We start from the raw sequence: 23,046 nt of genomic DNA, 5'->3' as shown, positions 1-23,046 counted from the left end.
CAAATATGCAGACGTACTGACAAAAAAATAAAAAATGATGTTTGATATTAAAAATTGGATAACGACACGTCCAAAAATATCTGCACATTTGCACATCAGCATATTTTGCACATCAATAAACAATGTCTTTAGCCGATTTTTTTACACCTATCGATCTTAAAAAGATCACGCCAAGAAACGGATATTTCACCAGTCAGCTGGGCGATAAGATCGAGCACTATTCGGTTGACTTTCCGGATCTGGAACAAAAAACCGATATCGCTATTATTGGAGTGCTTGATGATAGAAATGCTGTAAACAACCCCGGTTGTGCCTTGGCCCCAGATTATGTCCGCGAGAAACTTTACCAGCTTCACGAGGGCAGCTATACCACCAGGATAGCCGACCTGGGTAACATCGCCCGCGGCGAAACAGTTGTAGATACTTATTACGCGTTAAAAACCGTTGTTGAGGAACTGATAAAAAAAGACATTACTCCGCTGATCATAGGCGGTGGGCAGGATCTTACCTACGCCCAGTACCTTGGGTACGAAAGTCTTGAACAAAAAGTGGATATGCTGGTGGTTGATTCGCAGTTTGACCTGGAAGACGATAGTTTCAGTGAAACCATTGAAACTACTTCTGCATCTTATCTGAATAAAATTTTCCTGCACGAGCCAAATTACCTGTTTAACTACAGCAATATGGGTTATCAAACCTATTTTGCCAGCCAGGATAGTTTGCGTGTTATGGATAAACTTTATTTTGATGTGCACCGCCTTGGCGAGCTTACCCAAAACATAGCGGTAGCCGAGCCCATCATCCGCAATGCTAACATGATAAGCTTTGATATGGGTGCCATTCGCTCATCAGATGCGGCGGGCAATGCCAACGCGAAACCAAACGGCTTTTATGGCGAAGAAGCTTGCCAGATATGCCGTTACGCAGGTTTTAATGATAAACTTACGTCAATAGGTTTCTACGAATTTAACCCGGCGTATGACAGTAACGGGCAAACCGCCATGCTGCTTTCGCAGATGATATGGTACTTCATCGATGGCTTTTATAACCGCAAACGGGATTTCCCGCTCAATCCAAAATCACAATACCTGATATACAAAACCAGCCTTAAACACGACGAACACGAACTGGTGTTTGTGAAAAGCAAAAAAAGCGACCGCTGGTGGATGCAGGTGCCTTACCCAACAGGCGGTTCTAAAAACGAACGGTTCCATTTAGTGCCCTGCCGGTATGACGACTATAAAACTGCGGTATCCGGCGAAATGCCCGATCTGTGGTGGCGCACCTATCAAAAACTGAACTAACCTGCAATTGATTAGGCATTTACCCGTTATAGATACTTTACCGATATTTTAAATGAAGAAATTGTTTTTTGCCTTATTGGCATTTTTCCCTGTGCTGGCCTTTGCTCAAAACGGAAAACCGTTTACCCTGCAAACCAAACTTACTGATATAAAAACGCCGGCTAAGGCTTACCTGGTTTACTACTCGGGAGCTGATAATATCATAGATTCCGCCAATGTTATTAACGGCGCGTTTAAGTTTGAAGGTGTGGTGATGGATCCGGTTATGGCATCACTGTTTATCGACCATAAAAACCAGGGATTTGATAAGTACAGCGAGGAGAACTTTCCTAATGGCAGGCCTTCAAAAACCGCTGATGGGCTAAACTTTTTTATTGAAAAAGGTGATATCACAATCACGGGAAAGGACTCTGTTGCGCACGCCGATATTATCGGGTCGCCCGTAAATGATGATAACAAAGCACTTAAGTCGCAACTGAATGTGATAGTGGACAAAGCAAAAAAACTAACCGCCGAGGCCCAAAATGCGCCCGCCGCGCAGCAACGTTCTGCGGCGTTTCAAAACAGCGTGCAAGCCAAATATAAAGTACTGCAAGCCGAGCAAAAAAGCGTTCTTAAAAATTTCATAACCGCTCATCCATCAAGCTATATCAGTTTGCTGGCTTTATCGGGCATAAGCGGCCCTACCCCACAGGTTGCCGAAATAGAGCCCTTGTTTAACCAGCTATCGGCTGATCTGCAAAATTCTGAAGGTGGTAAACAGTTAAAAATATCCATTGACGCATTGAAGCTAACCGATATAGGCGCTATTGCGCCTGACTTTACCCAAAATGATGTAAACGGCTTGCCGGTGCAATTGTCATCATTTCGGGGCAAATATGTGCTGATAGATTTTTGGGCGTCGTGGTGCGGCCCCTGCAGGCAGGAGAATCCCAACCTGGTAAAGTTATACAACAAGTATAAAGGCAAAAACTTTACAGTGCTTGGCGTATCGTTAGACAAGCCCGAGGACAAAAGCGCCTGGCTTGCAGCTATTAAAAACGACGGACTTACCTGGACACAAGTGTCTGACTTGAAATACTGGGGTAATTTAGCCGCTACTTTGTACGGCGTGCAGTCTATCCCGCAAAACTTTCTGATCGACCCGCAAGGGAAAATTGTAGCCAAGGGCCTGCGCGGCGATGATCTGGATATTGCATTGGAAAAGTTACTCGGTAAAATTTGATTTCGTGCAATTTAATTTGATATTAGGGCTTACAAATTGATAACGATATTATGAAAAAACTAATTGCAAGCGCGATGGCGCTTTTGCCAATGCTTGCTATGGCACAGGATGCCGCCTTTACCGTACAAGGCAAGGTTGGTACCTACAACGCTCCCGCCAAAGTTTACATACAATACCGCAACGCTGGAAAAACGGTTATGGATTCGGCTGTATTGAAAAACGGCGAATTTAAGTTTACGGGCATGGCGGCCGCCACACCCGGGCAGGGATATTTATTGCTAAACCCTAAAGGCAATAGCATAAACTCATCGCGCGATTATAAGGCCATTTATATTGAGCCGGGAACCATTACCGTGAACGGCAGTGATGAAATTGCAAAAGCATCGGTAAGCGGTACAAAGGCTAACGCCGAAAATGAACAATACCAGGCAGCTTTAAAACCGATAAATGATGCTTATACAGCGATGGAAGAAAAGCAAAAGGGTATTACCGACGAACAAAAAAAATCGCCTGTTTTTATGAGGGAGAGCTGGAAGGATGAAAAAGCCATAGAAACACAGGAAAAAGAAATAAACAAAAAATTTATACAAGAACACCCCGACTCGTACGTGAGTTTAAACGCTTTGCAAAGCTTTGTTTACAGCGCCGATTATGTAGATATTGAGCCGCTTTACAGCAATCTTTCCCCTGCAATAAAGGGATCAGAGGGGGGTAAGGCGTTCGGCGATCTGCTGCCCAGGCTTAAGAAAGTAGCCCTTGGCGCAACCGCCCCTGATATTGCCGAAGCTGATACTGCAGGCAAGGTTGTCAGCCTGGCCTCATTCCGCGGGAAATATGTATTGGTTGATTTTTGGGCATCGTGGTGTGGCCCGTGCCGCCGCGAAAATCCAAATGTTGTTCGCGCCTACAATCAGTATAAAACAAAAAACTTTACCATTTTGGGGGTGTCGCTTGATGGTAAAGGCGCTAAAGCGGCATGGATGGGTGCCATTTATAAGGACGGCCTGCAGTGGACACAGATATCCGACCTGCAAGGCTGGAAAAGCCGCCCCGCCGATACATACGCGGTACGCGCCATCCCTCAAAATTTTCTGATTGACCCTAACGGTAAGATCATTGGCAAAAACCTGAGAGGCCTGGACCTGGAAGATAAGCTTGCCGAATTGTTCGGGAAGATCTAATTGAGCCCGAAAGTCCGGAAGACAAAAAGTCCGAAAGATAAGCTGCTTAGCTTCTTCTTTCGGACTTTCTGTTTAACGACTATTTATCTTTCCGGACTTCCGGACATCCGACTTTCGGACTATAAAAGGTCAAACCCGATATCCTTACGAAAATATACCCCATCGTAATAAATCCGGGCGGCATCGGCTGTGGCCTGTTGCAGCGCATCGAACATATTATCCTGTAAGCTGGTAATGGCTAACACGCGGCCCCCGGTTGCCTTTACTTCGTCGCCATCAAGGCTGGTGCCTGCGTGGAATACATGCGAATCGCGAACATTTTCGATACCGGATATGGTTTTATTTTTCAGGTATTCGCCCGGATAGCCGCCGGCTACGCACACTACGGTAGCAGCGGTTTTATCAGCTATTATTAACTCTTTCTCGTTCAAATTGCCGTCGGCAACGCCAAGCAGCAGGTCTACAAAGTCACTCGCAATACGCGGCATAACGCTTTCCGTTTCAGGGTCGCCCATACGGCAGTTATATTCAATAACCCATGGCTCACCATAGGTATTCATTAACCCTATAAAAATAAATCCTTTATAGGGTATTCCTTCACGTTTCAGCCCCTCAATAGTAGGAATGATCACCCGCTGCTCTACCTTGTGCATAAATTCCGCATCAGCAAACGGCACCGGCGAAACCGAGCCCATTCCCCCGGTATTTAAACCGGTATCCCCTTCGCCAATGCGCTTATAGTCTTTCGCTTCGGGTAATATTTTGTAGTTGCTGCCATCGGTCATCACAAAAACCGACAGCTCTATTCCCTGTAAAAATTGTTCTATCACCACCTTTGAGCTGGCATCACCAAATTTAGCTTCGGTAAGCATTTCTAATAGTTCCTGGCGGGCTTCTTCAAGGGTAAGGCAAATTAAAACGCCCTTGCCTGCTGCCAGTCCGTCGGCTTTTAGTACAACGGGCAGGCCGGTGGTGGCCAAATAATCAAAACCTTCCTGCAAAGTATCGCGGGTAAACGTGCGCGATGCAGCAGTTGGTACGTTATTACGCTGCATAAATGCTTTTGAATAGTCTTTGCTGCCCTCTAATTGAGCGCCTTCCTGTTGAGGGCCAATTACCGGAATGTTCTTTAGCAGTTCATCAGCCAAAAAGAAATCGTGAATACCTTTTACAAGCGGTTCTTCGGGCCCTACGAGCACCATATCGATACTGTTTGCCAGGCAAAAAGCCTTTATGCCTTTAAAATCAGTAACCTTTAAGTTAACGTTAGTACCATACTGGCCGGTACCGGCATTGCCGGGCGCTATAAAAAGCTTGTCGCATTTCGGGCTTTGCGAAATTTTCCAGGCGAAGGCGCTTTCCCTTCCGCCCGAGCCAAGGAGCAGGATGTTCATACGGGCAAAGATAACAATTTGGTGTAATGGTTGATTGTGGTTGATTTGGTAAGGGGTTAAAGCTGAAAAATTACACCATATCAGGATTGAAAGAGTAAGGACCCCAGGTTTTACGTTATGATATAGCGATTTTAAACAGAAAACCGAAAGAACTCACGTTTGATGAAGGTAAATTTTTCGATGATTTTTGCCGATGCAAATGATCTTGAGGAAGAGGATAAAAATAACGAGAATTAATTATACCAAAATATCGATATCCTTATCATATCCCTATCAGCTTTCGCCTTTTGCCTTTCAGCTTTAACCTCAAAATCGTACCTTTGCATGTCAAAATGACTTTAAAATTGCACTGGCGCAATTATTGAGTTTGGTGCATTATATAAAAACAATATGTTAGATTTTTTCAGTAAGCTTTTTGGAAGCAAATCAGAACGTGACGTTAAAGGCCTTACGCCTATAGTTGAGAAGATAAAGGCTGCATACGCTAAGCTTGACCAGCTGAGCAACGATGAGCTTAGGGCTAAAACAGCAGAATTTAAAGAGACCATTGCAGCAGGTCTTGCCGGTATCGACAGCGAGATACAGGCCATAAAAACCCGTACCGAAACCGAACTGAATATGGAGGTAAGCGAAAAAGTTACCCTGTATACGCAGTTAGATAAGCTTGAAAAAGACCGCAATAAAGAGCTTGAGGATATATTAATGAATATTTTACCTGAAGCATTTGCCGTGGTAAAAGAAACAGCGCGCCGATTTGCTGAAAACCCAACCCTTGAAGTTACAGCGACCCAGTTTGATCGCGAGCTGGCCGCCAAAAAAAATAATGTCGTTATAAAAGGCGACAAGGCCGTTCACCATAACACCTGGCTGGCTGCGGGTAACGAGGTTACCTGGAATATGGTACACTACGACGTGCAGCTGATTGGTGGTATTGTATTGCACCAGGGTAAAATTGCCGAAATGGCAACCGGTGAAGGTAAAACGCTGGTAGCTACACTGCCTGCTTACCTTAATGCCATTGCAGGCCAGGGTGTGCACATTGTAACGGTTAATGATTACCTGGCACGCCGCGATAGCGAATGGATGGGGCCTTTATATGAGTTTCACGGCCTGGCGGTTGATTGTATTGATAAGCACGAGCCAAACTCTGAAGAGCGCCGTAAAGCATACTTAGCTGATATTACCTTTGGTACCAATAACGAATTTGGTTTTGACTATTTGCGTGACAATATGACACGCAGCCCCGAAGAGCTGGTGCAACGCAAATTACATTACGCCATGGTGGATGAGGTGGATTCGGTGTTGATTGATGACGCCCGTACGCCGCTGATCATCTCCGGGCCAATTCCGCGTGGCGATGAACACGAGTTTTATGAGCTTAAACCCCGTATAGAGCGCCTGGTGAACGCCCAAAAAGCATACGTTAACAGTGTTTTAAACGAGGCGAAAAAAGCGATAAATGATGGCGATACAAGCATTGATGGAGGCGGCTTGTCGTTATTACGCGCTCACCGTGCATTGCCAAAAAATAAGGCCCTTATCAAATTTTTAAGTGAAGGCGCAAACAGGCAGGTATTGCAAAAAACGGAAAACCATTACATGCAGGACCAGGGCAAGGAAATGCCCAAGGTTGATTCGGAACTGTTTTTTGTCATCGACGAAAAGCATAACTCGGTTGAACTTTCTGAAAAAGGTATCGAACTGATCACTGCATCGGGTGAGGACCCAAGCTTCTTTGTAATGCCCGATGTAGGTACTGAAATTGCGAATATTGAAAAGTCAGATCTCCCGGCCGAAGAAAAGATAGCCAAAAAGGACGAGCTGATGCGCGATTTCTCTATCAAATCAGAACGTATTCACTCGGTTAACCAACTACTAAAGGCATACACCTTATTCGAAAAAGATACCGAGTACATCCTTGACGATGGTAAAGTAAAAATAGTTGATGAGCAAACAGGCCGTGTTTTGGATGGCCGCCGTTACTCGGATGGGTTACATCAGGCTATCGAGGCTAAGGAGAATGTTAAGGTAGAAGATGCTACCCAAACATTTGCTACGGTAACCTTACAAAACTATTTCAGGATGTACCACAAACTTTGTGGTATGACCGGTACTGCCGTTACCGAAGCGGGCGAGTTTTGGGAAATATACAAGCTTGATGTGGTAGAAATACCAACCAATACCCCGATAAGCCGCGACGACAGGCAGGATCTTGTTTACCGCACCGTGCGCGAAAAATACAACGCCGTAGCCGAAGAGATAGTTAGCCTTACGCAGGCCGGCAGGCCGGTACTGGTGGGTACAACATCAGTAGAGATATCTGAATTACTGAGCCGTATGCTTAAGCTGCGCGGTATCAAGCACAATGTACTGAACGCTAAAATGCACCAGAAGGAGGCCGACATTGTGGCCGAAGCTGGCCAGGCGGGCACAGTAACCATTGCAACCAACATGGCCGGCCGTGGTACGGATATAAAATTAGGGCCGGGTGTGCAGGCTGCCGGTGGTTTAGCCATTGTGGGTACCGAGCGCCACGAATCGCGACGTGTCGACAGGCAGTTGCGTGGGCGTGCCGGAAGGCAGGGCGACCCGGGTTCGTCGCAGTTCTTTGTATCGCTTGAGGATAACCTGATGCGCTTATTTGGCTCAGAGCGTATCTCAAATCTGATGGTGCGAATGGGTATCGAGGAAGGTGAGGTGATACAGCATTCGATGATCTCGAAATCAATTGAGCGAGCACAAAAGAAAGTGGAAGAGAATAACTTTGGTATACGTAAACGCTTGCTGGAGTATGACGATGTCATGAACTCGCAGCGTACCGTTATTTATGCTAAGCGAAAGAACGCCCTGTTTGGAGACCGCCTTGACGTTGACCTGAGCAATACTGTTTATGATGTTATTGAAGATGTAGTAACCGAATATAAAGAGGCGAATAATTACGAAGGTTTCCAGATGGAGATCATCCGTTTATTCTCGATAGATACTGAAGTTAACGCGGAGGAGTTTTCGGCTACCAATATAAACACATTGGTTGAGAGCACATTTACCGAGGTAACCAACTTCTATAAACGCAAAGCAGAGGCGGTTGCGCAGCAGGCATACCCTGTGTTAAAGGATGTTTACGATACCCGCGGCCAATATGTAGAAAATATTGTAGTTCCTTTTTCTGATGGTATCCATGGCCTGCAGGTCTCGGTTCCGCTTAAAAAGGCAGTTGAGAATAACGGCTTAGAAGTATTCAAATCCTTCGAGAAAAACGTTACCCTTTATCTGATAGACGATGCGTGGAAAGAGCACCTGCGCGAAATGGATGAATTGAAGCAATCGGTACAAAACGCCGTTTACGAACAAAAAGACCCGTTGCTGGTTTACAAGTTCGAAGCCTTTGAGTTGTTCCGCCAGATGTTATCAAACGTGAACAAAGAGCTGGTTAGCTTCCTTTTCAGGGGGGGTATCCCGGTTCAGCAGGCGCCAGAGCAGGTACGCGAGGCAGCACCGCAGCCAAAGCTCGATCTAAGGAACATGCGTACGTCAAAACCGGAATTGGTTAGAGAAACCAATGGTATGCCGGTTGAAGATACACGCGAAATACAAAAGCCAACCCCCGTAAAAGTGGAGCAAAAGATAGGCAGAAATGACCCGTGCCCATGCGGCAGCGGCAAAAAATACAAAAACTGCCACGGCGTAGGGCAAAATTAATTAGCCTTGGCTTGGTTGTTGGTATGTCAGTTTGAGCTTGTAGGAACACTTAGCACGCTGATGGTTCAACGAGCTCAAACTGACAACACCCAATTTACCCACGCAGATGCGAGGCACGGGTCAATGACGGTTAAAAGAACACGATGAACATGAAAAAAGCAATATGTGGTAACCAAGCTCAATTTAGCCTTATCAAATGTTGCTTTTTTTGTGTAGCCATATTACTGCCGGCAATTGCCGCAGCACAAACACGCGGCAAGGTACAGGTGGTAGCCCCGTCCTTGTTTGATACCCTGTTAGCCAGGCGTGCCGATCTTAATAAAAGCAATGTTAGCGGCGCTGTGGGTTATACCTCGTCGTATGGTTATCGTGTGCAAATATACAGCGGCAGCAACCGCACCGCTGCTTATAACGCGCAAGCTAAATTTAACAGGGCGTTCCCCGAGATGCGCACTTATATTATTTACCGCGAACCGAATTTTAAAGTAAGGGCCGGCGATTTCAGGTCGCGAATTGAGGCCGAGCGAATGAAGGAGCAGCTAAAAACAATGTTCGCGGCAATGTTCATCGTATCCGAAAAGATCAATCCACCAAAAACGGTTATTCCTAATGATTAAAGAAAGAATTCGCGCTTTAGCAAAAGATATTTTTGATGATGTGGTAGCTAACCGCAGGCACTTGCACTCGCATCCCGAACTTTCTTTCCACGAGGTAGAAACATCCGTGTTTGTGGCAAATAAGCTGGAAGAACTTGGCCTGGAATACCATAAAATGGCTGATACAGGCCTGGTGGCATTGATAAAGGGTGATAAGCCCGGCAACCAGGTAGTGGCCCTGCGTGCGGATATGGACGCGCTGCCAATCACCGAAGCGAACGATGTCCCGTATAGATCGCAAAATCCGGGTGTAATGCACGCCTGCGGGCACGATGTGCACACTTCATCGTTATTGGGCGTGGCCAAAATACTGACAAGCTTAAAAAGCGAATTTGGTGGCACTGTAAAATTGATATTTCAACCGGCTGAAGAAAAGCTGCCTGGTGGTGCCAGCCTGATGATAAAGGAGGGGGTACTTGAAAACCCTAAGCCTGCTGCTGTTATTGGCCAGCATGTTATGCCGCTTATTGATGCGGGAAAGGTTGGTTTCCGTGCAGGCAAATACATGGCCTCAACTGATGAGCTTTACGTTACGGTAAAGGGTAAAGGCGGCCACGGCGCGCAGCCACAGCAAAACGTCGACCCGGTTATTATTACCGCGCATATTTTAACCGCGCTGCAAACCATTGTTAGCCGCTATGCCGACCCTAAGAGCCCATCGGTGCTGTCATTTGGTAAGGTAATTGCGAACGGCGCTACTAATGTTATACCCAATGAGGTGTATCTGGAAGGCACCTTCCGTACGATGGACGAAAAATGGCGCAGCGAAGCGCACATTAAAATGAAGAAAATGGCCGAAGGCATCGCCGAAAGTATGGGCGGCAGCTGCGAGTTTAATATTATGAAGGGTTACCCATTTCTTATCAACGAGGAAAAGTTAACTGCTGTAACCCGCGCCAATGCCGAGGATTACCTTGGTAAGGAAAACGTGCTCGACCTGGATATCTGGATGGCTGCAGAGGATTTTGCTTATTACTCGCAGGCTGCCGATAGTTGCTTTTACCGCCTGGGTACCCGTAACGAGGCCCGGGGCATTACCTCGTCGGTACATACCCCAACCTTTGACATAGAGGAAAGCGCACTGGAGTTGAGCACTGGCCTGATGGCTTATCTGGCAGTTAAGCAGTTGGGGAATTAGGTTGGTCCATGGACGATAGTCGATAGTCCACACGGAATGCATTTTTGCGGAGTAACGTACCATTTGACCATGTTTATTGGCTATCGGCTATGGTCTGTGCTTCCGCCTCTTTCTTAATTACCAGGTTACGCTTCACCAGCAAATTGGTCATATATTGTTTCAGAAACAACCAATCGGCAAGATTGCCAAATACACTTAAGGGCGATTTAAAAATAAACACATCCTTCATAAGTGTTTGATTATCATCGATTTTATCGAAATAATGCTCATGCCTGAAACTTTTGAAAGCACCCTCAACCATTTCGTCAACAAAGAAGTAGGGTGAGTTAAATTCCGTGATCTTAGAGGTAAGATTTTGCCATATGCCGAAGTGTTTTGCCCGCCAGGTAACGGTTTCGCCCAGTTCTATCAGTCCGCTGGTGCGGCCGGCGATGGCTTTTTCGCCGGTATGCGCGGTTGAAGCCATATGAATATCAATATCCCTTGATACATCAAAGCAGCATTGTATGGCGGCGTTAATGGTGGTAGATAATTCTATTTTTGGCATAATATTCCTGACCGAAGCTGCCAACAAAACGCAGGCAGATATGCTGTATTAACCGCAGTTTTTCAGAAAATTCCTTAAAAAATCTGAGAAATTTCCGGTTAAAACTCTGCGTTTTTCGGGAACCTTGGGAAAGGTATAACATCGCGGATATTACCCATGCCGGTAACAAACAGTACCAAACGCTCGAAGCCCAAACCAAAACCCGAATGCGGGCAGCCACCAAAACGGCGGGTATCCAGGTACCACCAAAGTTCCTCTTTAGGGATGCCTATCTCGTCCATACGCTGCTCCAGTTTATCAAGGCGTTCTTCGCGCTGCGAACCGCCAACGATCTCGCCTATGCCCGGGAAAAGGATGTCCATAGCGGCAACGGTTTTGCCGTCGTCGTTCTGGCGCATGTAGAACGATTTTATCTCTTTCGGATAATCCGTAAGGATAACCGGTTTTTTGAAGTGTTTCTCAACCAGGTAACGCTCATGTTCTGATTGCAGGTCGGTGCCCCAGCCCTCAACCAGATACTGGAACTTTTTCTTTTTGTTCGGGGTCGATTCTTTCAGGATATCGATAGCCTCGGTGTAAGTAAGGCGTTCAAAATCATTGTTCAAACAAAACTGCAGCTTTTCTAACAGGGTCATTTCAGAGCGTTCGTTTTGCGGCTTCTGTTTTTCTTCGTCAAGCAACCGCTGACTTAAAAATTCAAGATCCTCTTTGTTCTTATCAAGCACATAGCTAATCACATATTTAAGTAAAGCCTCGGCAAGGTCCGCATTGTCCTTTGCGTCGTAAAAAGCCATTTCGGGCTCTATCATCCAAAACTCGGCCAGGTGGCGGGTAGTGTTTGAATTTTCAGCACGGAAGGTAGGCCCGAAGGTATAAATGTCGCTTAAAGCCATTGCGCCCAGCTCGCCTTCCAACTGGCCCGATACCGTAAGATTAGTGGCACGGCCGAAGAAGTCCTGTTTAAAATCCACCTCGCCGGTCTCGGTTTTTGGCGGGTTGGCCAGGTCAAAGTTGGTTACGTGGAAGGTTTCGCCGGCACCCTCTGCATCACTGGCGGTAATTACAGGCGTATGCAGGTACACAAAGCCCCGCTCCTGGAAAAATGTATGTACGGCAAACGATAGCGTATTACGCACCCTGAATATGGCCCCGAAAGTATTGGTACGGAACCGCAGGTGCGCTATCTCGCGTAAAAATTCGAGGCTGTGTTTTTTAGGCTGCAGGGGATATTTTTCCGGGTCGCTGTCGCCAAGTATCTCTATGGATGTTGCTTTAACGTCAACACTCTGGCCTTTCCCCAATGATTCGACAAGCCTGCCGCTAACGCTAAGCGCGGCGCCGGTAGTAATGCGTTTTAATAAAGCAGGGTCGGTGTTTTCAAAATCAACAACTATTTGCAGGTTGCTATTTGTTGAGCCATCATTTAAAGCTATAAATTGATTGTTACGGAAGGTACGTACCCATCCTTTAACAGTTACATCAATATCGGTTTTACCGCTTTCAAGTAGTGCTTTAATTTTTGTACGAGCGCTCATATCATAAAAGTATATGCGGCAAAAATACAATTATTTGCTAAAAAGCCCTCCTAAATCTCCTTGCCGGCCGGCGGATTTAGAAAGGGCTTTTAATACTGGTGCTGTCACCTGCCTGCAGATAACGCGCCGGTTAATTAGTTGCGGGGCAGATAGATCAGGAACTGGCCTTTAGTGTACTTAACACTATCGGGGTAAGTGCTTGATGTAGCCGGAAAGGTGCGCTTAAGGTTTAAAGTAAACTTACCTTCTATCGCGTGGTTCACGCTATCAACATCGGTAACCTCGATAGAGCTGCCGTTTGCCAATCCAACACTGTAACGACTAACGGTATCGTTACCAATTAGCTGATAGTATTTGCCCTGGTTACCTGTTAAGGTATAAACGCCCTTGCCGGTGTATTTAACATGCATAATAATACCTGCAGTTCGGGTAATGCCGGCTATCGCGATAGAGTCGGTACCAATTTTTTTACTGCCCGGTTCTGCATAAACCTGTAACCCGGCCCTTTCAGCGGCAAAATAAGGCTGATAAGGTGGCGCGCAGCAATTGTCATCGTTTTTTATACATGCCGTTAGCAATAACGATACAGCTGCAATTGATGTAAATGTTAAGATGAACTTTTTCATATAGGAAGTATTTTGAATGTGTTTTATACTATACGTTAAAAAAATTGCAGGCGCTACAACGTGAATAATTTTTTTCAGACAAGAGTGATTGCCCGCATGATCTGTGAGGTGTGTAACAACCCTGTTATAACCGGTAGTTTGTTAAACTATGAGTGTTGGGGTACGTCATACATACAAAACATACGATTATGAAAAAGATAATAATTACTGCAGCGATATTTTTAAGCTGTATAGCATACAAATCAGCCGACGCGCAAATCAGTTTAAGCATCAATATTGGCAGTCAGCCCGAATGGGGCCCTGCAGGTTATGACCATGCCGATTATTACTACATGCCCGATATTGACACCTATTATGATGTTCCGGCCCATCAGTACATTTACCTGGAAAACAACACCTGGGTACGCAGGGCAAACTTACCGGTAAGGTACAGCAACTATAATGTGTATAAGGGATATAAAGTTGTGATAAACGAGCCAAGGCCATGGACCCGCGCCACTGTTTACCGCACCAAATATGCAAGCTACCGGGGCCATTCAGGTCAACACATCATCCGTGATAGCCGCGATGTAAAGTACCGTAACCATTGGGTGGGTAAAAGTAATAACCGCCCTGTACGGGTAGATCACCGGAAAGTTGTAAAAACTAAAAAGGTGACGCATAGAATGCACTAATGGATAGCGAACTCGTAATATCTGCAGGTAAAAGCATTGATAACCACAACAAGGGTGCGTGAGTGGATGCCGGAGCCGTAATATTGCCGTAAGCGCTTTACTTTTTTGAGATAATGCTTACCCTTGAAGCATTATCTTTTACGAAGGCCTCCCATCCCGAGTGGTTCTTTTTGCTGGTCACCTTGCCGCCGCGTGCTACTGTTATCTTTTGAAACGAGTGGCAAACGGCTACAGCCAGGCCATCGGTAGCATCTAAAAAATCGGGGGTTTCATTAAATTTAAGAATGGTTTGCAGCATGGCTGATACCTGCTCTTTGGTTGCGCTGCCGTTACCTGTAATAGATTGCTTAATTTTTCGGGGAGAATATTCGGTTATTGACACATTGCGGGATAACGCTGCCGCCATACACACGCCCTGTGCACGGCCAAGCTTCAGCATTACCTGTATATTTTTGCCGTAAAAGGGCGCTTCGATCGCCAGGCAATCGGGTTTGTAGTTATCAATTAGCGCCACAGTTTTTTCAAATATGCGCTGAAGCTTTAGCATGTGGTCGTCAATTTTATCCATCTTGACAACACCCAGGCTTATCAGTTCAATTTTAGGCCCCTTTTCAAGCACCAGGCCGTAGCCCATGATGGCCGTTCCGGGGTCGATGCCTAAAATTATGCGCTCTTTGTGAATTACCTGCTCCATGTATTACAAAACTAATATTTAGGCGCCGGTTTTATGCAGAACGGCCATATATTCTTCGCGGCTTATCATCCGGGCACCCATACTTTCCAAATGCCCGGTATATACCTGGCAATCTATCAGTTTATAGCTGGTGGTATTGCAAAGCCATGTAAGCGCCGTTTTTGAAGCATTGCTTACTTTACTGAACATACTTTCGCCACAAAACACGTTGCCCGCCTGTACACCGTATAAACCACCGGCCAATTCCTTGTTGTGCCATACCTCAATTGAATGTGCGTAACCCAGGGTATGCAGCGCAGCGTATGCGGCTTTCATATCTGCGGTTATCCAGGAGCCATCCTGCCCCTCGCGCTGTACCGACGAGCAAGCCGTTACAACCTCATTAAAACAGGTATTGGCAGTTACGCTGAATTTACCCGAACGAAGCACTTTTTTCATTGATTTTGAAAGCTTTAATTCCTGCGGGTATAAAACAAAACGTTCGTGCGGCGAATACCACAATATAGGCTCGTCATCGCTGTACCAGGGGAATATGCCGTTTTGATACGCCAACAGTAAACGCGCTGTTGACAGATCGCCGCCCACGGCCAGCAGGCCATCCTCTTCTGCCAGTTCCGGATCGGGGAACAGCAAACGTTCATCAAGCCTGAAAATCATGCGGCAAAATTAAGCCTTCTTACGTATTACCAGCTTTTTATTTTGGGCCTTAGCAATGTTATCCATGTATTGCTGCATCTCGGTATACTTTGCGGCCGGTATTACATGGTTTGTTAAAACAAATTTGCTGGTGCTTATTACCTGATTTTTGGTGGTGTCGTAAACGTAATTAACGTCAAAGCTGCCGTATGTAAATTTTAGGCTCTGATTTGCCGGCAAAGCTTCAACTTCAAAACTTTCGGGCAGGGTGATGATAGTTGTGCAATTTTTTAGCATGGGCTGATTAAAGTAATAATCCGACTTCCTGTTTTCTGCTACAGGCAGCGTATTGCCCCATATATCTATTGCACGCGGGCGATAGAACTGTTTATTGCCTGCCTTTACATCGCAAAACTTATCATACTCGATATCAAGGGCTACTTCTTTAACGCCATCCTTGTCAGTTAAAGGGTTATATTCAAAAACCGTTGGCTGTTTAATATTGAGCATGCGGATGAGGTATTCCTTTTGATCGTCAGCTTTCAAGGTGGCAATACCCAGGTAATCGTCGCGGTATTCGCCGGTGCTCGAAATTTTAACCCGGGCTTTGGCGCCGCCATCGGCATTTAATACAATCTGCACCTCGCTGTTCAGTTGATTATCTGCAGCACTGCTTTTTGGGGTGTTTACTAATTTGCCGCCGGTTTCGGTAATCAGCAGGGCCCGCCTGTTCTCGGTAAAAGGACCAAGCTTTCCGCATGCCTGAGTGCTGCTGGTACATTCCAGCCAGGTAGTATCACCCTTTAACGGTACACAAAGTATCACATGGTCAAACGAGTTGCGCGCAAAGCCGGGCTCTGCAGGTTCCGCATTAGCCCCGGAATTAATAATGGCGTAGTTAGACGGAATACCCACCGCCTTTAACAGCGCATACATGTAGTTAGACAATGCTTTACAATCGCCATATTTTTGCTTGTCTACAAAATCGGCGGCAAACGGTTTCATGCCGCCAATGCCCAGGCTTATGCTTACATAGCGCATGCTTTGCTGCATGTACTCATACAAAAACTTCACCTTTTCTTTATCGGTTTTTATACCGGCTGTCATTGTTCGTATCTCTTCGGCCCTTTGTGGGCCAAGTGTGCATACATCAGCATTTAAACCCTGTATCCATTTACCGAAGCTATCCCACGAACTGAAATCACCATCAAGGCCGTAAAATTCAAATTGATTGGCAGCAAAGTATATCCGCGGTAAAACCCTCCATGACCTGGCCCCCTCTTCGAGTTTAATGGCCTTTAAATTAGATACGTGCCACAAATAGCTATCAGTTTTATTATCTGTAGTTGCCTGCGGCTTTACCCTTATATTACGGTTAAGGTATCTAAACCCCGACCCTGTTTTAATTGCAATATGGCAGTAAGCATCCTGTACAGATTGCTCGGCGGATTGAATATACCACGATTCGATGTTCATAGAACTTCGGTACTTTGTTTCGGATATAATTTCAATGGTTGAAGGGTAGGTGGCAATGTTATGTGAAATCATCATCAGCCGCTCATCAGTAACTATGGAGCCGCTTACGGCCGAGCGATCATACATGTCGCTTTTGTGATATTTTTTTACCAAATTACCTTCGGCGTTATAAATACGCATCTCAAACGAGCCGATAGAATTGTATTTTTTGCTGTACTGTAATACCGCCTCTGCCTCGTCATTACCTTTCTCATTTAATACAGTAACTACCGAGTGTTCGTATACGGATATATCATCGGGCCCGTTAACGGTTATATCTTTCATCTTGTACCGTATTACCGAGTTGGCATCCTCTTTTAACGAGTCGGGGATGCCGGCAGCGGCGTAAAGCGCTTTTGGGATATTTTTATCCTGCGCGTACGACGAACTGCTTATCAAAATAAACGCAAGCGTTGTTACGCATAACACGTTTTTAACATTCAAGTATCGCATCATCAGGATTTTTTTAGAACAACCTGCTCGTTAAGCATCTCGTACATTTTTTTGTAGAACTCATGCAACTCCGGGTAATCCTCTTTAAAAAAGATAGATTTTTTCTGATCCACGTTAAAGCGGATCACTATATTACCGTCCTGTTCTGCCGCTATCCGCCTGAAGAAAATGGTTTTATCCGGCGTGGTCATGTTAATGCTTTTGGGTAATACGTCAACTTTATAGCCGGCAGGTACTTTAAAAGTGCAGTTTATGATATAATTACTGCGGTAGCCAAAGTCAATATCAGTGTAGCGGTTTTCACTTAGAAAAGGGTTGTTTTTTATGGAACTCAACATGTTAGGATTAAAGTAAATGTAGTTCCCGTCAGACCCGGTAAGGTCAAGATCAAAGTTTAATGTATGGGTTAGTGGCAGGGTGTCAATATCCATTCCTTCGAATTTCAGCGACGATACCTTAAGGTTATTATCGTCGTTTTGAATGTACTCGATAAATTTCTTTTCGCCATCTTTTTTGTACCGCGCCATAGCATCCACACGGTTGTAATCGAAGTTGCTTATAGCGGCAGTTCCCGTCATTTTGCCGTCGGCTTTTATCTCGCCGTTCAGCATCACCACCTGCCTTATCGGCTTTACATTCTGCAGAAAAAGCACATCGTAATCCTTCGCGTCTTTATTCATATAAAAACCAAATGAATTCAGGAAATTTGAAGGGATTTGGTTATAAATGTTGTATTTATTCGATGCATCGAGCACGTAAAATTTAGTGCTGTCAACCGGTACGTAGGCCACCGTGGTATTAAACTGGTAGTAATTTGGATAGCCCGGATTAACGCGCCCGTTTTTACGGGTGCTTGCTATCATCGGGTAAACTTTTACGCCGGATTTTTTTAATAAATGGTATAAGATCATGTTTATCTCGCCCGAGTTGCCCGACTTTTTGTCCCAGGCTTTTGATATGCCATCATCCGAATATTTGTCGTACAATTCGCTCCATTTCATATTCTTTTTAACCTCGTTAAATAAATAAGCTATCCGGTCATCATCATTAGGCAAGCTTTTGGCTTTGGTGATAAGCGCTTCTTCGCCTTCAATTTTATGGTTTAGCTGCCCGCCAAAATAAATGGACTCCATCAGCGTTTCGCCAACCTTTTTCCACGAATCGGAAAAAGTCATCACTCTTTGCCCCATTGACCTTATGGTCATTAACTGGAATAATATACGCTGATAGTTATCCTGACGCGAGCTCATAAAAGGCTCGTTCGGAATTGACGGAACATCTGCTAATGCCTTTGTAATTGAACCATCGCGATTGGTTTTGTTAACCGCATACGGCTGGCGCACAGTTTCCAGGTTTTTATAGTATAAAATGTCTGGCACGTTGGTAGTTAGTTCGCTGTAACGGGTAGGTATACTGGTTTGAAAATACCAGTCGGGGAAGTTGCCTATGTTATTGCTTACAATGGCATATTTGTATTCAATTACCGACCCGGGTTTAACGTTAGGTAACGAAAAAACTGTAGCTGTGCGCAGCCTGTCAACCTTTTCGGTGAATATTTGTTTTTTATCAACTTTGGTGATTTCGGGCGCACCGCTGGTAAGGTTAATGGTTTCGGCTTGTATGGCAGATATGTATTCAGACCGGTCGCCGCCGTAATACTCTATGCGTACGTTGGCATAGTCTTTACCGTTATCATTAAATATTTTAACACGTTTGTGTATCTCAGTTACAATATCATAATTATTGTTGAAGTAAACTTTGCTTTTATCGAACAGCACTTCGGCATTGGCTGCTTTTTCAAAGTCGCACGACGTCATTTGCAGGTCGGCTAAATCAATTTTACCGTAAGGTTGTGTAGTAGGAGCAGTTGTTTGAGTTTGAGCATTGGTTACAGAAACACCAATGATTAATAAGATAAGTGTAATAGTTTTGCGCATATAATTAGGTTTAGGGCGCACTAATATAGCGTTTTGTGCCGTATTTAGGCATATTGTTCAAAAAAATACGCTACATCAATTATTTATGATATGGCTAAGCCGTAACATTGTATTGTTGAATAATTGTATATTGCTTTACCGTTAGTATCACTGCAATACCCACTTAATGGAGAATATATATAAGATTATCCTTGAGGAAACCCTTGCGGGTTATTGGGATTGTTATCTGCAGGAAGATAAGGTGATTTTGAGTGCTGCTTTTAAAGCCATGTTTGGGTATCTTGACCACGAACTGCCAGACACTACCGAAACATGGGCCAAACTGATATTACCCGAAGATATGCCCCGGATGGACGCCTGCCTGAAGGCGCACTATGAAAGCCATGGCAAAAACCCCTTCAATATTGATGTAAGGTACAAGCATAAAAATGGCTCGATAGTTTGGATAAACACAACCGGCCGTGTTATTGAATGGGATGGGGATACACCCTTACGAATGGTGGGCTGCCATATTGATATTACCGATAAAAAAACCATTGAACAAACGCTTGAGATTAGCGAAGAAACGTTCAGGAACGCTTTTGAATACTCGCCTATAGGGGTAGTGCTGGTATCAATGGCGGGTAAGTTTATGAAGGTAAATAAAAGCATATGCGAAATGCTTGGCTACACGGCAGAGGAGCTGATGACCAAAACCTTTCAGGAGATCACCCATCCCGAAGACCTGGAGGCAGACCTTGCCTTACTGCAAAAAACCCTGAGTGGCGAAATACGAACCTACAATCTGGAAAAGCGGTACATCAAAAAGGATGGGAGTTTTATATGGATATTGCTGTTTGTGGCGCTGGTGCGCGATCAGGCCGGCGAACCTTTATATTTTGTATCGCAAATAAAAGATATTACGGAACGCAAAAAGGCCGAATCGCAGCTGAAGGAAAGCGAGCGGAGATGGATATTTGCATCAGAGGGTACCGGCGGTGGTATTTGGGATTTTGACCTGCGTAACAATACGATATTTCATTCCAAACAATGCCTGAGCATGATAGGCCTTGAAGAGCATGAATTTAGTAACGAGCCCGGGCAATGGACAAAGCGGGTGCATCCGGACGACAGGGAAAGGTATATTGCTGATGTGCGGGCTTATATAGAAGGCAAAACGGACATATACTCGAACCAGCACCGTGTTTTATGTAAAGATGGTACCTATAAATGGATACTTGACAGAGGGAAAGTTATAGAATATGATGAAAATAATAAGGCTGCGCGCATTATTGGTACACACATAGATATTACAGAGCAAAAACAACAGGAGCAGCATCTGCGCGAAACCCTGGAGGTGGTAAGCAGCCAAAATAACCGCCTGTTAAACTTTGCCTATATTGTATCGCATAACCTGCGCACCCATGCCAGTAATTTTAAGATGATAATGGATGTACTGGCCGACCCACACACCAGCGAGGAGGAGAAAGCTGAGCTATCCGGCCATTTAGCGAAGGTTTCTGAGCAGCTGAACGAAACCATCACTAACCTCAATGAGGTGGTGTCTATACAAACAAATGTAGATATCCAAAAGTCCGAGATTGACTTGCTTAGCTATTTTAACCGTGCTGTGGCGTTGCTAAGTAACGATATTAGCTTATGGCATATTCATATTGATAACCAGATACCGCCTGACTGTACCCTGGTATATAGCCCGGCTTATCTGGAAAGCATTATTTTGAACCTGGTAAGCAATGCAATCAAATACCGGTCGGCAACAGAGCACCCGGAAATTACATTTAAATATTTTAACGAACACGGCCGGCAGGGCTTTACTATAGCCGATAACGGCATAGGTATAGATATGGAGAAAAATGGCAACGACCTGTTTGGCATGTACAAAACCTTCAACGGTAACCGTGATGCCAAGGGAATGGGGCTTTTTATTACCAAAAACCAGGTAGAAGCCCTGGGTGGTAAAATTGAAGTTACAAGTCAGTTAGGCAAAGGCACAACCTTTAAGGTGTACTTAACCTGATCAGCTTTTTAGTTTTTTCAGGATATCATCAGCGGTTAATTTTTCCTGTTCGCCCGTTTCCATGTTTTTAAAAGTGAGTAAACCGCTTTGCATTTCGTCGCTGCCAATTAACACGGTATATGGGATATGCTTATTATTGGCATACTCCATTTGCTTTTTAATTTTAGCGCCCGCGGGATAAAGCTCGGCGTTGGTATTTTGGCTGCGCAGGCTCTGTAATAATGGCAGGCCATATTTTTCGCCCTGCTCATCAAAACAGCAAATAAGCACTTGTGTGCTTTGCTCTGCTGATTGCGGGAACAAGTTCAATTCTTCCAACACATCGTAAATACGGTCGGCACCAAATGAGATACCTGCGCCGGTAAGGCCTTTAAGGCCAAACATACCAGTCAGGTCATCGTAACGGCCACCGCCGCCAATGCTGCCCATGGCAACCTCATTAGTTTTCACCTCGAAAATAGCGCCGGTATAGTAGTTTAACCCACGGGCAAGCGTAATATCCAGTTCCAGTTTTGCCGTTAGCGGTTTGCAGGCCGCTATATAATCAAATACGGTTTGTATCTCGTCACATCCCTGTAAGCCAATAGTTGAATTTTTTAAAGCATCGCGTAAGCTGGAAAGTTTATCATCGTTGCTGCCCTCTAAAAGGATAATAGGCTTAATGGTATCAATATCCGCCTGGCTAAAACCACGCTCATGCAGTTCTTTCACAACTCCATCAAAGCCAATTTTGTCAAGCTTATCAATAGCAACGGTCATATCTATAATGTTCTCGTGCTTATCAATAACCTGGGCTATGCCCGATAATATCTTTCGGTTGTTTATTTTGATGCTGAAATCTTTTAACCCAAGCAGGCTTAAGGCTTCGTCGTATATCATAATAAACTCCGCTTCGTTCAATAACGATGCCGAGCCCACTACATCCGCGTCGCACTGGTAAAACTCGCGATAGCGGCCTTTCTGCGGCCTGTCGGCACGCCACACCGGCTGCACCTGGAAGCGTTTGAACGGAAATGTGATCTCGTTTTGGTGCTGTACCACGTAGCGGGCAAATGGCACGGTGAGGTCGTAACGCAGGGCTTTTTCGGAGATTTCTTTTGATAATTCTTTAGAGGTTATTGCTTCTAGCTCATCAGCAGTTAACCTGGAAATGCCTTGTATGGCGGCTTTAGTAACTATTTGTTGACGATTCCAAGATTTAGATCGTTGTAAAAAATCCCCACTATCTAATACCTTAAATATCAACCTGTCGCCCTCATCGCCATATTTACCCATTAAGGTGTCCGAATTTTCCATCGAGGGGGTCTCTATCTGCTGGTACCCGTATTTTCTGAATACGCTTTTTATAGTATCAAAAATAAAGTTACGCTTTGCCATTTCGGCGGGAGAGAAATCGCGGGTACCCTTTGGTACAGATGGTTTGATGGATGCCATGCGGCAAAGGTACAAAAAAGCATTTGCCGCACCTAAAGCACTCTGAAAAGGAGCGGACTTAAAAGTTATACCGAAAGGCTAATCTGGCCTTGCTTCCCCGGTTCGGCCACAGGTGCCCGGAACTGCTTCTGCACGGGAGTAATATAGGGAGTGTAGATTTTGGTAGGTGCAAACCATTGCCTCTCATACGTGGGAGAGGATTGTTGTTTGCCGCTTAAGTGAGGGTGGCGAAATTAAAGACGTTTTTACCCCATTTAATAAGACGTTTTTGGGGTGTGCCTGCAAATTTTTTTGTTTAAATTAGTTATTGAATATCAGTAGGATATATAGCCTTCGCAAAGCTGTTACAGCCTCTTTTATCACAAACCTTAACCAAATCAC

17 protein-coding genes are annotated in these 23,046 nt (G+C 45.0%); 8 read left to right on the top strand and 9 right to left on the bottom strand.

The window, feature by feature from the left end; translation table 11 throughout:
* The first annotated feature begins 122 nt into the window (after positions 1 to 122).
* From HDC91_RS15305 to HDC91_RS15295, 3 genes are read left to right on the top strand one after another with little or no spacing between them, the layout of a single operon-like run.
* Entirely contained in the window at positions 123 to 1,304 is a 1,182-nt protein-coding gene (locus HDC91_RS15305; RefSeq protein ID WP_183553645.1) for a formimidoylglutamase, read from the top strand.
* A gap of 52 nt (positions 1,305 to 1,356) precedes the next feature.
* Positions 1,357 to 2,529, top strand: a complete 1,173-nt coding sequence (locus HDC91_RS15300; protein ID WP_183553643.1) for an AhpC/TSA family protein — start codon at positions 1,357 to 1,359, stop codon at positions 2,527 to 2,529.
* 50 nt (positions 2,530 to 2,579) lie between these two features.
* Positions 2,580 to 3,710, top strand: coding sequence for a TlpA disulfide reductase family protein (locus tag HDC91_RS15295; RefSeq protein WP_183553642.1), 1,131 nt, complete (start codon positions 2,580 to 2,582; stop codon positions 3,708 to 3,710).
* A gap of 119 nt (positions 3,711 to 3,829) precedes the next feature.
* On the opposite strand, the gene purD is transcribed toward HDC91_RS15295, so the two are convergent.
* Positions 3,830 to 5,104 (bottom strand): phosphoribosylamine--glycine ligase, encoded by a 1,275-nt coding sequence (gene purD, locus HDC91_RS15290; protein WP_183553640.1) that lies wholly within the window; start codon positions 5,102 to 5,104, stop codon positions 3,830 to 3,832.
* Between the two features lie 390 nt (positions 5,105 to 5,494).
* Here purD and secA point away from each other — a divergent pair, with 390 nt between their 5' ends.
* From secA to HDC91_RS15275, 3 genes are all read left to right on the top strand, one after another.
* Complete coding sequence (gene secA, locus HDC91_RS15285) at positions 5,495 to 8,803, top strand: preprotein translocase subunit SecA (RefSeq protein WP_183553638.1); 3,309 nt, start codon at positions 5,495 to 5,497, stop codon at positions 8,801 to 8,803.
* Between the two features lie 149 nt (positions 8,804 to 8,952).
* Positions 8,953 to 9,420 (top strand): SPOR domain-containing protein, encoded by a 468-nt coding sequence (locus tag HDC91_RS15280; protein WP_183553637.1) that lies wholly within the window; start codon positions 8,953 to 8,955, stop codon positions 9,418 to 9,420.
* On the top strand, positions 9,413 to 10,597 hold the full coding sequence (locus HDC91_RS15275) for a M20 family metallopeptidase (protein ID WP_183553635.1): 1,185 nt from the start codon (positions 9,413 to 9,415) through the stop codon (positions 10,595 to 10,597). Before HDC91_RS15280 ends, HDC91_RS15275 begins: the two co-directional genes overlap by 8 nt.
* 73 nt (positions 10,598 to 10,670) lie before the next feature.
* Here HDC91_RS15275 and HDC91_RS15270 read toward each other — a convergent pair whose 3' ends face one another.
* The 3 genes from HDC91_RS15270 to HDC91_RS15260 all read right to left on the bottom strand — a co-directional run bounded on the left by HDC91_RS15270 (position 10,671) and on the right by HDC91_RS15260 (position 13,305).
* The gene (locus HDC91_RS15270; RefSeq protein ID WP_183553633.1) at positions 10,671 to 11,144 is read right to left on the bottom strand and encodes an SRPBCC family protein; all 474 of its coding nucleotides are present in this window, start codon (positions 11,142 to 11,144) and stop codon (positions 10,671 to 10,673) included.
* A gap of 98 nt (positions 11,145 to 11,242) precedes the next feature.
* Positions 11,243 to 12,679: an asparagine--tRNA ligase gene (gene asnS, locus HDC91_RS15265; RefSeq protein WP_183553631.1), complete on the bottom strand. Its 1,437-nt coding sequence runs from the start codon at positions 12,677 to 12,679 to the stop codon at positions 11,243 to 11,245.
* 134 nt (positions 12,680 to 12,813) lie between these two features.
* On the bottom strand, positions 12,814 to 13,305 hold the full coding sequence (locus HDC91_RS15260; protein ID WP_183553629.1) for a DUF6252 family protein: 492 nt from the start codon (positions 13,303 to 13,305) through the stop codon (positions 12,814 to 12,816).
* A gap of 188 nt (positions 13,306 to 13,493) precedes the next feature.
* Between HDC91_RS15260 and HDC91_RS15255 the strand changes: the two genes are divergently transcribed.
* Positions 13,494 to 13,979 (top strand): hypothetical protein, encoded by a 486-nt coding sequence (locus HDC91_RS15255; protein WP_183553627.1) that lies wholly within the window; start codon positions 13,494 to 13,496, stop codon positions 13,977 to 13,979.
* A gap of 97 nt (positions 13,980 to 14,076) precedes the next feature.
* Here HDC91_RS15255 and ruvC read toward each other — a convergent pair whose 3' ends face one another.
* From ruvC to HDC91_RS15235, 4 genes are read right to left on the bottom strand one after another with little or no spacing between them, the layout of a single operon-like run.
* Complete coding sequence (ruvC, locus tag HDC91_RS15250) at positions 14,077 to 14,673, bottom strand: crossover junction endodeoxyribonuclease RuvC (RefSeq protein ID WP_183553625.1); 597 nt, start codon at positions 14,671 to 14,673, stop codon at positions 14,077 to 14,079.
* 18 nt (positions 14,674 to 14,691) lie between these two features.
* A complete protein-coding gene (gene aat, locus HDC91_RS15245) occupies positions 14,692 to 15,330 on the bottom strand; it encodes a leucyl/phenylalanyl-tRNA--protein transferase (protein WP_183553623.1) in 639 nt (212 codons plus the stop codon).
* Between the two features lie 9 nt (positions 15,331 to 15,339).
* Positions 15,340 to 17,280 carry a DUF3857 and transglutaminase domain-containing protein gene (locus HDC91_RS15240; RefSeq protein WP_183553621.1) on the bottom strand — a complete coding sequence of 647 codons (1,941 nt, stop codon included), beginning with the start codon at positions 17,278 to 17,280 and terminating at the stop codon, positions 15,340 to 15,342.
* Positions 17,280 to 19,214, bottom strand: coding sequence for a DUF3857 domain-containing protein (locus tag HDC91_RS15235; RefSeq protein ID WP_183553619.1), 1,935 nt, complete (start codon positions 19,212 to 19,214; stop codon positions 17,280 to 17,282). The genes HDC91_RS15240 and HDC91_RS15235 overlap by 1 nt, the downstream gene beginning before the upstream one ends.
* Before the next feature lie 166 nt (positions 19,215 to 19,380).
* Here HDC91_RS15235 and HDC91_RS15230 point away from each other — a divergent pair, with 166 nt between their 5' ends.
* Positions 19,381 to 21,231 (top strand): PAS domain-containing sensor histidine kinase, encoded by a 1,851-nt coding sequence (locus HDC91_RS15230; protein WP_183553617.1) that lies wholly within the window; start codon positions 19,381 to 19,383, stop codon positions 21,229 to 21,231.
* On the opposite strand, the gene hisS is transcribed toward HDC91_RS15230, so the two are convergent.
* A complete protein-coding gene (gene hisS, locus HDC91_RS15225; RefSeq protein WP_183553615.1) occupies positions 21,232 to 22,665 on the bottom strand; it encodes a histidine--tRNA ligase in 1,434 nt (477 codons plus the stop codon).
* Positions 22,666 to 23,046 lie beyond the last annotated feature (381 nt).

The sequence above is a fragment of the Mucilaginibacter sp. AK015 genome, assembly GCF_014200785.1.
GTDB lineage: Bacteria > Bacteroidota > Bacteroidia > Sphingobacteriales > Sphingobacteriaceae > Mucilaginibacter.
This window is presented reverse-complemented; position numbering and strand designations above follow the sequence as displayed.